We start from the raw sequence: 11,720 nt of genomic DNA, 5'->3' as shown, positions 1-11,720 counted from the left end.
TTGGATCACCCGATCTGGTTGGAGTAAACACTGAAAAAGGCGAGGAACACAACGGCCACCGTGTAGGCGGGGCTGGAAAATACGTCCCAGGCGTCCACCCCGGGGCGCAGTCCGGCGGAAAAGCGGAATCCCTGCCGCATGGCATGCCAGATCATCCACAAAGCCACCAGCGGGAAGAAAAGCAGCACGAACAGTTCGGCGCAAAGGGCGGTGGAATCCGCCGCATACAACTGCAGATAGGCGATGATAAACGCGATGGTGTTGTTGACAAAGTGCAGCAGCATACCCGGCAAAATACTGCCAGTGCGCTCGGTAAGCCAACCCAGGAACACCCCGCACACAAAGGCGGTGATACCTTGGGCCAGGTCCATGTGCAGCAGAGCGAACAGCAGGGCGGGGGCAAAAATGGCGGCGGCGCTGCCGCAGGGGCGCATCAGACCTTGCAGGGCGCCGCGGAAAAACAATTCTTCCAGAATGGCGGGGACCACGCACAGCCCCAGGAAATTGACCACCAGCGCGCTGCCGCCGGCAGGCAGAGAAGTGGTGTTGCCTTCGGTGCCCAGCAGATGCCCTAGCAGCCCGCCGAACAGGTTGGCGGCGTTGGCGACCCCCAGAAAAACAGGCAGACAGAAAGCCGGGCTCCAGGGGGCGGGGATCAGCAGCCGCAGATCCTCGGACCGCAGGCGGGTCAGGCGTAAAAGGAGAAAAACGGGCAACAGGATTCCGCCGATGGCGGCAACCATGGACAGGATGCCCGCTTCGGTCTGGGAAAAGCCGGTGGGGCTGGCCAGAGTGGCGCCCGGCACACGCAGACTCATGCACAATGAAACCAGCGCTTCCAACAAATAGCGCGCAGTCAGATATCCCACGGCGGCCAGAGCACACCAGGAGGCGGCTCCCTTTACACCGCGGGTTTTGGCGAATTTTTGCAAAATAAACTTCCTCGTTTCAGGTGCACCGATAGAGTTGGTGCACAGACTCAATCTTTTTTACTATACAGTTAGTGTACCACAAGGCAATCTTCCATACAAGAAGGGGATACGGGGGAAAAAGGCAATAAAAAAACAGCCTCGTCGGTTGTGCGGACCGAAGAGGCTATTAAGAGGAAGGAAAATGAATCGTGTCAGCCGAGGGCGTGTGCGGCACCCTTGACTTTCTTAACTAATCATAGTACAGTATGCGTGATAAGTAAAATTCATTTTTTTCACATAAACCATGAATTCCGTTCACCTCAAGAAGGAGGCGCCGCATGACCCTGCTCGGATGTCTGATTTTTTCCACCATTGCCCAGGAAGGTACCTTTGCCCGTGCGGCGGAACAGCTGCATCTCACGCCTTCGGCCATCAGCCATGCGGTGGCCGGGATGGAATCCGAATGCGGGTTTCCCTTATTTACTCGCACCAAGGCCGGTGTGACCATGACCGCGGCGGCGGAAAGCCTGATGCCCGCCGTGCGCCGGGTGCTGGCCAGCAGCGAATCCCTGGACCAGTCCATTGCCCAGGTCAACGGCCTTCACAAGGGCGTGCTGCGCGTGGGGGTGTTCAACAGCGCCTGCGTGGTCTGGCTGCCGCGTCTGGTGCCGTCCTTTGAGAAGGACTATCCCGGCATCAAGGTAGAGGTGTACCAGGGCAGCTACGCCGATATCGCGGCCTGGCTCAAGAATGGAACGGCAGAACTGGGATTTCTGTCCGACTCCTGCTCCCAGGATCTGGATTTCGAGCCCATGTATACAGACCCGCTGGTCTGTATCGCTCCCAAGGATTTTGTGCCCAAACGGGCCGGACGGGTCAGCGCCGACGAGCTGCGCGGCGTACCCTTTGTCAGCCAGCGGGCGGACACGGATGCGGATATCCAGAGTTTTCTTAAGCGCAATGATCTGCGGGTACACACGGCCTGCTATGTGATTGACGACGAATCCATGGTGGGCATGGTGGCCTGCGGGCAGGGGGTGGCCATCATGCCGCAGCTTCTTTTGACCCGGCCCAGTCAGGAAACCGGCGTGCAGGTACTGGCTCTGGAGCCGGCGGCGGGGCGCAGCATCGGCCTGGCCTGCCTGGATAAAAACGCCCTTTCTCCGGCAGCCCGTGAATTTACCCGGCGGGTGCGGGCGTTTGCCAAGACACTTTCCTGATGAGAAAATCAGGGCTTGACAAATGGAAAGGACTTTGGTATACTTTTACGGCAATCGTTTGAAAGGCTGCTCCGTTCGCACAGGATGGCGTATGCTGGTAGCCGATAAGTCAAGATTGTGATGAGCACATATATTAAGTATGGCTCCCGTTAGTCATGATCGAGAAAGAGGTGAATCGCAATGAAGGAAGGCATCCATCCGAAGTATATGGATTGCACCATCACCTGCGCCTGCGGCAACGTTATCCAGACTCGTTCCACCCGTCCGGAGATCCGCGTCGAAGTTTGCAGCAAGTGCCATCCGTTCTACACCGGCAAGCAGAAGCTGGTTGACACCGGCGGACGCGTCGAGCGCTTCAAGCGCCGTTACGCCAAGGTTGGCAAGTAATCATGTTTCGTTTTACCCCAGATGGCAACATCTGGGGTATTTTTTGCTTGTATGACCCACACAGCAAAGGAGCAGCCCATGCCCGATTATCAGACCATCCGCGGTGTTGCGCGGTTCGAATACGAGGAAAAACGCAGCCGGTTTATCGGTGCGGCGTCCTTTGTGGACACCGAGGAAGCCGCCCAGGCTTTTCTGGAATCGGTGCGGGCCGCCAACCGTACGGCGCGCCACAACGTCTATGCCTATGTGCTGCACAATGGCCGCATGCGGTATTCCGACGACGGCGAACCGGCCAAGACCGCAGGCACACCGGTGCTGGAGTGCATCCAGCACGCCGGTCTTTCGGATGTGATCGTGGTGGTCACCCGGTATTTCGGCGGAATATTGCTGGGAACCGGCGGTTTGGTGCGGGCCTATACGGCGGCGGCATCCGGTGCGCTGCAGGCAGCTGAACCGGTCAGCATGCGCAGCGTGGTGGACTGTACCCTGCGTGTGCCGTATCCCTTGTTTGAGACGGCCAAGCGGATGATTGAGCAGGCGGATACCAGGCTGGAAGAACCGGTCTTTGACGACGCCGTCACCCTTTGCTGGCGCATGCCGGCGGGGGAGGAAGGCCCTCTGTGCGAGGCTCTGTGCGAGCTGACCCGGGGCACCGCACGGCCTGTGGTGGGACAAGCGCGCTATGCGGCCTACTGAGACCGGCACGGCGCAACAAAATACATGAAAAATTCACAATTTCAAGAAGCGTTTGGCGCTTTTTTATCGTATTTATAATATAGAAAGCAATTTTATCGGCCAAACTGCCGCAGGGAAGATGGAAAAGGGGGAAGAGACATGAATGTCCGCGAACAGACGCAGACCATTGAACGGTTGACGCTCAGCCGGTATGCGGCATTGAGCGAAAACTCCCGCGGACGTTCCCGTCCCGAGCCGGAAGATCCCATGCGGCCCTGTTACCAGCGGGACAGGGACCGGATTCTGCACTGCAAGGCGTTCCGCCGTCTGAAACAGAAAACCCAGGTGTTTCTTTCTCCGGAAGGGGACCACTACCGCACCCGTCTGACCCACACTCTGGAAGTCAGCCAGATTGCCCGCACCATTGCCCGGGCCCTGCGCCTGAACGAGGACCTGACCGAGGCCATTGCCCTGGGACACGATCTGGGACATACCCCTTTCGGCCACGCGGGAGAGCGGGCACTGAACCGCCTGTGTCCCGGGGGATTCACCCATTACCGGCAGAGTTTGCGGGTGGTGGAATACCTGGAAAAAGACGGCAAAGGCCTGAACCTGACCTGGGAGGTGCGCAATGGCATCGTGACCCACACCACGGGGGAATGGGCCCGCACCCTGGAGGGGCAGACTGTGCGGTATGCCGACCACATCGCCTTCCTCAACCATGATATTGAGGATGCATTGTCGGCGGGGGTCCTTTCCAACGATGCGCTGCCGCCGGATGCGGTGCGGGTGCTGGGCAAAACCAAAAGCCAGCGGATCACTACCATGATCACCGATCTTGTGGCCAACAGTGCCGACGGAGAAATGCACTTTTCGCCGAACGTGGAGGATGCCTACCATCTTTTGAAGGATTTCATGTACTCCACCGTCTATGTGGACAAGCAGGCCAAGCGGGAAGAAAAAAAGGTGGACAAGGTGGTGGAGGAACTGTACGCGCGCCTGTGCGACGATCCTTCCCTGATGCCCAACTTTTATATGCAGATTGCCTATAAAGAGGGGATTGACCGCGCGGTGGTGGATTACATTTCCGGCATGAGCGATCATTTTGCCATCCGTCTGTTTGAGGACTGGCTGGTTCCCCAGAAATGGCATGTGCTGTGATCCAAGGAACACATTTGTTTTGTAAGGAGGTGTACCCGCGATGATTCCGCAGGAATATGTACAGGAAGTGGCCCGCCGCAACGATATTGAGGAGCTCATCGGTCAGTATGTGCAGCTGCGCCGCCGCGGCCGCACCCTGACGGGCCTGTGTCCCTTCCATAATGAGAAGACCCCTTCCTTCACCGTCTATCCGGACACCCAGAGCTTCTACTGCTTCGGCTGCGGAGCGGCGGGGGATGCCATCACCTTTGTGCGCAAGATCAACAACCTCGGGTATGTGGAAGCGGTCAAGCAGTTGGCCGCCCGGGCCGGAATGCCCATGCCGGAGGAGGACGACAAGGAAAGCCGCCAGCGCAGCCGGATGCTGGAAATGAACCGCTGCGCTGCCCGGTACTTTTACGAACAGCTTAACGCCAAAACGCCCCAGGCGGCCGAGGCGCGCCGCTACTGGAAAGAAAAACGCGGCCTGTCCGATGCCGCCATCCGGCGCTTCGGGCTGGGATATGCGCCGGATGAGTTCGGCGGATTGCTGCATTACCTGCGCCGCCGCGGCTTCTCCGAAAGCGAGATCGAGGATGCGGGGCTGGCCAAGCGCAGCGCCAAGGGGAATCTGTATGACCTGTTCCGTCACCGGGTGATGGTGCCCATCATCGATGTGCGGGGCAATATCATCGCCTTTGGTGGCCGTGTGATGGATGATTCCAAGCCCAAATACATCAACAGCCCCGAAACGCTGGTCTATAAAAAGTCCCGCACCCTGTTTGCGCTGAATCTGGCCAAGAAATCGGCCTCCAAACGGTTCATTCTCTGCGAAGGGTACATGGACGTGATCAGCATGCACGAGGCCGGGTTTGACACTGCCGTGTGCGCCTGCGGTACCGCCCTGACGCCCGAGCAGGTCAAGCTGCTCAGCGAATACGCCGAGGAAGCCGTGCTCAGCTACGACTCCGACGAGGCGGGCCAGAAAGCCACGGCCCGCAGTCTGTCGCTGTTTTCCAACACGCCGGTGAAGGTGTCGGTGCTGTCCATTCCAGGGGCCAAGGACCCGGACGAGTTCATCCGCCACTATGGCAAGGAACGGTTTGAGATGATCCTGGACGGCGCCGCCAATCCCACCGAGTTCCGCCTGAGCAAGGTAAAGCAGAAGTATGACCTGCGTACCGATGACGGACGGCTGGAATACATTCGGGAAGCCATTGACATCCTGGCTTCCGGGGCGGTTTCGCCCACGGCCCGGGATGTGTATGCCGGGCGGATTGCGGGGGAGACGGGCGTGTCCAAACAGGCCATTCTTTCCCAGATGGAAGGAGCGCTGAAGGGGGCTGCCCGCCGCGCACATCGCAAAGAGCAGCATGATATGGTGGCCCAGGGCAACGGTGCCGATATCCGGGTTCCCTATGAGCGGGGCGGCCAGGAGGCCATGGGGGCGGCTGCGGCGGCCCGCCAGCTGGTGGCGGCCATGCTGCAGGACCCGGACGAGATCGGGTATGTGCGCCAGCATCTGGATCTGGAGGAAGTCCCGGAGCCGGAAATCCAGGCGGCCATCCGCGCCATCTATGATTGCACGGACAAGAAGATTCCTGTCAACGCCACGTCGCTGGCCTCCTGTCTGGAAGACGCTGCGTATACGCTAGTCATGAAAGTCCAGGCACAGAACAGCGGTCAGCGGCTGGTGCGCCGGGACATTGACATGTTTCTCGAACGTCTGCGTCACGCCACGCCGAAAAGCAAACAGGCCGCACAGACCAGTGACGAAGATTTCCGGAAGTTGTTTGCATCTATTACCAAGGAAAAAGTCCACGACCCGCCGCCGGACGCAACCTGAACTGCGTTTGCGGCAGATGACTTTTGAATAAATTCCGCCTTTTGCGGGCAGAAGAAAACAGGCCGCACCGTGTGATCGGGCGGGCCGGCTAAAAAGGAGATTTACTTATGGCAGAAAAGAAAGATCCCATCCGCGCATTGATCGAACAGGGCCGTCGTGCGGGCAAGCTGACCAACAGCGAGATCGGGGATGCAATGGAGGAGAGCGGCCACGGCCTGGACGTGGAGCAGATGGAAAAGCTCTACGAAGAGTTGGAGAGCCATGGCATCGAGGTTGTGGACGATGACCCGGTGGCGGATGCCGCTGATTCCGCATTGACCGAAGACAATGTGGACGATTTCGAGGACGCTCTGGCCACCGAAGGCGTTGCTATCGACGACCCCGTCAAGGTCTATCTGAAAGAGATCGGCCGTGTTCCTCTGCTGACCCCCGACGAGGAAGTGCAGCTGGCTCTGGCCATCCAGAACGGCGGCAAGGAAGGGGAGCGCGCCAAGCAGCGTCTGAGCGAAGCAAACCTGCGTCTGGTGGTTTCCATTGCCAAGCGGTATGTGGGCCGCGGCATGCAGTTCCTGGACTTGATCCAGGAAGGAAACCTGGGTCTGATCAAGGCTGTGGAGAAGTTTGACCACACCAAGGGCTTCAAGTTCTCTACCTACGCTACCTGGTGGATCCGTCAGGCTATCACCCGCGCCATCGCCGACCAGGCCCGCACCATCCGCATCCCGGTGCACATGGTGGAGACCATCAACAAGGTGAAGAAGGTTTCCAGCCAGCTGCTGCATGAAAACGGCCATGAGCCCAGCGCCGAGGAAATCGCCGAGCGTCTGGACATGCCGGTGGACAAGGTCCGCGAGATCATGCGCGTGGCTCAGGAGCCCGTCAGCCTGGAAACTCCCATCGGTGAGGAGGAAGACAGCCATCTGGGCGACTTCATCCCCGACGATGACGCTCCCGTTCCGGCGGAGGCTGCCAGCCAGACCTTGCTGAAGGAACAGCTGGCCGATGTGCTCAAAACCCTGACCCCCCGGGAAGAAAAGGTCCTGCGCCTGCGTTTCGGTCTGGAAGACGGCCGTCCCCGCACCTTGGAAGAGGTGGGCAAGGAATTCAACGTGACCCGTGAACGTATCCGCCAGATCGAAGCCAAGGCTCTGCGCAAGCTGCGCCATCCCAGCCGCAGCAAGAAACTGCGGGATTTCCTGGACTGATTCTTTATCATATTTCCAAAAGCCCGCGGGCATCTGCCTGCGGGCTTTTCTGCTGCCCAAAGGCGATGTGTCAAGAGCCAGGATATACAAATCCGCTCCGATAGGAATGGTCAAAATGACGGGGAAGCAGGCGGGCTTCGGTTTGTCAAGCGGCAAAAGGGTGTGGAAAAACAGCAAATTGACGAAATTACATACACGGACCCGGGCGTTCGATAATTTGAAGCGAATCATCGTGGAAATGTAAAAAATGCGCAGGAACGGCCACAATTTCCAGAAAATGCTTGACAAATTACCCTGTATCTTATATACTGAATCAGTATCACAAAAATGGAATAGAGCGCCCTAAAGGAACCGCGCTGTTCGGGTCGAAACGAAAACTTTGTTAAAAATGACGAAGATGACCCATGAGCGAGCCCTTTGCGTGGTCAGCTTTGTCTAATTCAACGGAATAGGAGTGGTCGCATTTTATGGTAAAGGTCAAGCCCGTACAAAATGGCCGCACGACCAGAATGAGCTTTTCCCGCATCAATGAAGTGATCGGGATGCCCAATCTGATCGAAATCCAGAAAAACTCGTACAACTGGTTCCTGGAAGAGGGCCTGCACGAGGTCTTCCACGACATTGCCGCCATTGAGGATTATACCGGCAACCTGGTCCTGGAATTCATCGATTACCGTCTGGATAAACACCCCAAATATTCTATTAAAGAATGCAAGGAGCGCGACGCCACCTATGCCGCGCCCCTGTACGTCACTGCCCGTCTGATCAACAAGCAGACCGGCGAAGTGCAGGATCAGGAGATTTTCATGGGCGATTTCCCGCTCATGACCGATTCCGGCACCTTCATTTCCAACGGCGCCGAGCGCGTTATCGTTTCTCAGCTCGTGCGTTCTCCCGGTGTGTTCTATTCCTCCTCCAAAGACCGTGCCGGCAAAGACCTTTTCACCGCTACCATGAACCCCAACCGCGGTGCCTGGCTGGAATACGAGACCGATTCTTCCGATGTGTTCTACGTCCGTATCGATAAGAACCGCAAGCTGCCCATCACCACCTTCCTGCGTGCCCTGGGCCTGGGCAGCGACGACCAGATCCGCCAGTTCTTCGGCGAAGGCGAACCCAAGATTGTGGCCACCCTGGAAAAGGATACCACCCACAACACCGAAGAAGGCCTGCTGGAATGCTACCGCAAGCTGCGTCCCGGCGAGCCCCCGACGGTGGAAAACTCCCGCAGCCACATCAATGCGCTGTTCTTTGATCCCCGCCGCTATGACCTGGCTCGCTTCGGCCGCTTCAAGATGAACAAAAAGCTGGCTCTGGCCCGCCGCATTGCCGGTTACCGTGCCGCCGAGGACATCATCGCCCCCCTGACCGGCGAACTGCTGGCTGCCAAGGGCGAGAAGATCACCAACGAGAAGGCCGCTGAGATCGACGCCGCCGGTGTTACCCGCGCCACCGTCTGGGTGGAGCGCAAGAACGAGGATCCCATCCCGGTCATCGTCATTTCCAACGGCTGCGTGGATGCACAGCCCTTCTTCAGCTTCAACGTGGAGGAGTGCGGCATCAACGAGCGCGCCTCCTTCGCCGAAATCCGCAAGATTCTGGATGCCACTTCCGATCCGGAAGAGCAGAAGGAACTGCTGCGCCGCAACCATGACGTGCTGATCAGCCGCACCGTCACCGTGGACGATATCTTTGCTTCGGTCAGCTACCTGATCGGCCTGGATCACGGCATCGGCACCACCGACGAAATCGACCACCTGGGCAACCGTCGTGTGCGCAGCGTGGGCGAACTGCTGCAGAACCAGTTCCGCATCGGCTTTGCCCGTATGGAGCGTGTTGTGCGTGAGCGCATGACCCTGCAGAACCAGGAATCCGTGGACAAGATCACCCCCCAGAGCCTGGTCAACATCCGCCCTGTGGTTTCCGCCATCCGTGAGTTCATCGGCTCCAGCCCGCTGTCTCAGTTCATGGACCAGAACAACCCTCTGGCCGAACTGACCCACAAGCGTCGTCTGTCCGCTCTGGGCCCCGGCGGTCTGTCCCGTGACCGCGCAGGCTTCGAAGTCCGCGACGTTCATTACACCCACTACGGCCGTCTGTGCCCCATTGAGACGCCCGAAGGTTCCAACATCGGTCTGATCTCCTATCTGGCTTCTTTCGCCAAGATCAACAAGTACGGCTTCATCGAGGCGCCCTACCGCAAGGTGGACAAGGGCACCGGCCATGTCACCGACGAAGTGGTTTATATGCCCGCCGACGTGGAGGACGAGTACATCGTCGCCCAGGCCAACGAAAAGCTGGACGAGAACGGCTGCTTTGTGCGTTCCCGCGTCTCCTGCCGTCACCGCAACGACATCCAGGAATTCCCCCGCGAACTGGTCGACTTCATGGATGTTTCTCCCCGGATGATGGTTTCCGTGGCTACCGCCTCCATTCCGTTCCTGGAAAACGACGACTGTAACCGTGCGCTGATGGGCTCCAACATGCAGCGGCAGGCCGTGCCTCTGATGGTGACCCAGCAGCCCATCGTGGCCACCGGTATGGAATACAAGGCAGCCACCGACTCCGGCGTCTGCGTCCTGGCAGCCCATGCCGGCACCGTGGAAGCCGTGGATGCCGACAAGATCGTGGTCCGCTGCGACGACGGCACCACCGACACCTATGAACTGATCAAGTTCATGCGTTCCAACCAGGGCACCTGCGTCAACCAGCGTCCCATCGTGGAGCTGGGCGACCACATCGAAGCCGGCGAGGTCATCGCCGACGGCCCCGCCACCAAGAACGGTGAAATCAGCCTGGGCAAGAACGCCCTGGTCGGCTTCATGACCTGGGAAGGTTACAACTACGAGGACGCCGTCCTGCTGAACGAAAAGCTGGTTCGCGAGGACGTGTACACCTCCATCCACATTGAAGAATACGAATCCGAAGCCCGTGAGACCAAGCTCGGACCCGAAGAGATCACCCGTGACATCCCCAACGTGGGCGATGATTCCCTGAAAGATCTGGACGAGCGCGGCATCATCCGCATCGGCGCCGAAGTCAAGACCGGCGATATCCTGGTCGGCAAGGTCACCCCGAAGGGCGAGACCGAGCTGACCGCCGAAGAGCGCCTGCTGCGCGCCATCTTCGGTGAGAAGGCCCGCGAAGTCCGCGACACCTCTCTGCGCGTGCCTCACGGCGAGTACGGCATTGTCGTTGACGTCAAGGTCTTCACCCCCGAAAACAGCGACGAGCTGCAGCCCGGCGTGCGCCAGTGCGTGCGCTGCTACATCGCCCAGAAGCGCAAGATCAGCGTGGGCGACAAGATGGCCGGCCGTCACGGCAACAAGGGCGTTGTGTCCCGCATTCTGCCGCAGGAGGATATGCCCTTCCTGCCCGACGGCACCCCGCTGGACATCGTGCTGAACCCCCTGGGCGTTCCTTCCCGTATGAACATCGGGCAGGTGCTGGAAGTCAACCTGGGATACGTGGCCAAGGCTCTGGGCTGGAAGGTCCAGACCCCCGTCTTCGACGGCGCCCACGAAAGCGACCTGCGTGACTGCTTCGCCGAAGCCCGCGAAAAGTGGCATGGCGAGAACGCCCCCGAGTATCCCACCAAGCTGGACCGCCTGATGGGCACCAAGGGCCACATCATCGACTTCAGCAAGATCGATCTGACCGACGACGGCAAGACCACCGTGTACGATGGCCGTACCGGTGAAAAGTTCCCCTCCAAGGTCACCGTCGGCTATATGTACTACCTCAAGCTGCATCACCTGGTCGACGACAAGATCCACGCCCGTTCCACCGGCCCGTACAGCCTGGTCACCCAGCAGCCCCTGGGCGGCAAGGCCCAGTTCGGTGGCCAGCGTTTCGGCGAAATGGAAGTCTGGGCGCTGGAAGCTTACGGCGCCGCCTACACCCTGCAGGAAATCCTGACCGTCAAGTCCGACGACGTGGTGGGCCGTGTCAAGACCTACGAAGCCATCGTCAAGGGCGAGGATGTGCCGAAGCCCGGTATTCCCGAAAGCTTCCGCGTCATGCTCAAGGAACTGCAGAGCCTGGGCCTGAACATTGTGGTTCAGGACGTCGACGGCAACGAAGTGGACATCCGTCAGGAATATGACGACGATGAAGCCGGCTTCGAAGGCGGCGATCTGCCCCTGGGCGAGAATGTTCTGCTGGAGAGCGAATTGCAGGACGAATACAGCGTGAAGGACGCTGACGAAGGCTTTGACAATGACCTGGACGAAGACCAGGAGCCCAATGCCGAAGACCTGGCCAGCATCGAGAGCGAAGACCTGTTTGACGGCGAATAATGCCGGATCTGTGTCCTGACCGCCTGCCACACCTGAGT

At 59.0% G+C, this 11,720-nt stretch carries 8 protein-coding genes; 7 read left to right on the top strand and 1 reads right to left on the bottom strand.

From position 1 onward, the window contains the following. Positions 1 to 5: 5 nt before the first annotated feature. A complete protein-coding gene (locus H6B15_RS00135) occupies positions 6 to 932 on the bottom strand; it encodes a CPBP family intramembrane glutamic endopeptidase (protein WP_204644840.1) in 927 nt (308 codons plus the stop codon). A gap of 317 nt (positions 933 to 1,249) precedes the next feature. Here H6B15_RS00135 and H6B15_RS00130 point away from each other — a divergent pair, with 317 nt between their 5' ends. The 7 genes from H6B15_RS00130 (at position 1,250) to rpoB (ending at position 11,682) form a co-directional block, all read left to right on the top strand. Continuing rightward, on the top strand, positions 1,250 to 2,131 hold the full coding sequence (locus H6B15_RS00130; protein WP_204644838.1) for a LysR family transcriptional regulator: 882 nt from the start codon (positions 1,250 to 1,252) through the stop codon (positions 2,129 to 2,131). 180 nt (positions 2,132 to 2,311) lie between these two features. Continuing rightward, positions 2,312 to 2,518, top strand: a complete 207-nt coding sequence (rpmE, locus tag H6B15_RS00125; protein WP_204644836.1) for a 50S ribosomal protein L31 — start codon at positions 2,312 to 2,314, stop codon at positions 2,516 to 2,518. 51 nt (positions 2,519 to 2,569) lie between these two features. After that, on the top strand, positions 2,570 to 3,214 hold the full coding sequence (locus tag H6B15_RS00120) for an IMPACT family protein (RefSeq protein WP_243424202.1): 645 nt from the start codon (positions 2,570 to 2,572) through the stop codon (positions 3,212 to 3,214). 138 nt (positions 3,215 to 3,352) lie between these two features. Next, the gene (locus tag H6B15_RS00115) at positions 3,353 to 4,354 is read left to right on the top strand and encodes a deoxyguanosinetriphosphate triphosphohydrolase (protein ID WP_204644834.1); all 1,002 of its coding nucleotides are present in this window, start codon (positions 3,353 to 3,355) and stop codon (positions 4,352 to 4,354) included. Positions 4,355 to 4,394: 40 nt separating this feature from the next. Continuing rightward, a complete protein-coding gene (dnaG, locus tag H6B15_RS00110) occupies positions 4,395 to 6,179 on the top strand; it encodes a DNA primase (RefSeq protein ID WP_204644826.1) in 1,785 nt (594 codons plus the stop codon). 107 nt (positions 6,180 to 6,286) lie between these two features. Further along, entirely contained in the window at positions 6,287 to 7,384 is a 1,098-nt protein-coding gene (rpoD, locus tag H6B15_RS00105) for an RNA polymerase sigma factor RpoD (RefSeq protein WP_204644824.1), read from the top strand. A 467-nt stretch (positions 7,385 to 7,851) separates the two neighbouring features. Beyond that, positions 7,852 to 11,682 carry a DNA-directed RNA polymerase subunit beta gene (gene rpoB / locus H6B15_RS00100; protein WP_204644823.1) on the top strand — a complete coding sequence of 1,277 codons (3,831 nt, stop codon included), beginning with the start codon at positions 7,852 to 7,854 and terminating at the stop codon, positions 11,680 to 11,682. Positions 11,683 to 11,720 lie beyond the last annotated feature (38 nt).

It is taken from the genome of Gemmiger formicilis, assembly GCF_016900095.1.
Taxonomy (GTDB): domain Bacteria; phylum Bacillota; class Clostridia; order Oscillospirales; family Ruminococcaceae; genus Gemmiger; species Gemmiger formicilis_A.
The sequence above is the reverse complement of the archived record's forward strand: the minus strand, read 5'-3'. Positions and strand labels throughout refer to the sequence as shown.

What these genes read in the sequence shown, in the direction of transcription:
- H6B15_RS00130 (WP_204644838.1), top strand. Translation starts at nt 1,250, where the DNA reads ATGACCCTGCTCGGATGTCTGATTTTTTCCACCATTGCCCAGGAAGGT.
- rpoD (WP_204644824.1), top strand. Translation starts at nt 6,287, where the DNA reads ATGGCAGAAAAGAAAGATCCCATCCGCGCATTGATCGAACAGGGCCGT.
- rpoB (WP_204644823.1), top strand. Translation starts at nt 7,852, where the DNA reads ATGGTAAAGGTCAAGCCCGTACAAAATGGCCGCACGACCAGAATGAGC.
- H6B15_RS00115 (WP_204644834.1), top strand. Translation starts at nt 3,353, where the DNA reads ATGAATGTCCGCGAACAGACGCAGACCATTGAACGGTTGACGCTCAGC.
- H6B15_RS00120 (WP_243424202.1), top strand. Translation starts at nt 2,570, where the DNA reads ATGACCCACACAGCAAAGGAGCAGCCCATGCCCGATTATCAGACCATC.
- rpmE (WP_204644836.1), top strand. Translation starts at nt 2,312, where the DNA reads ATGAAGGAAGGCATCCATCCGAAGTATATGGATTGCACCATCACCTGC.
- dnaG (WP_204644826.1), top strand. Translation starts at nt 4,395, where the DNA reads ATGATTCCGCAGGAATATGTACAGGAAGTGGCCCGCCGCAACGATATT.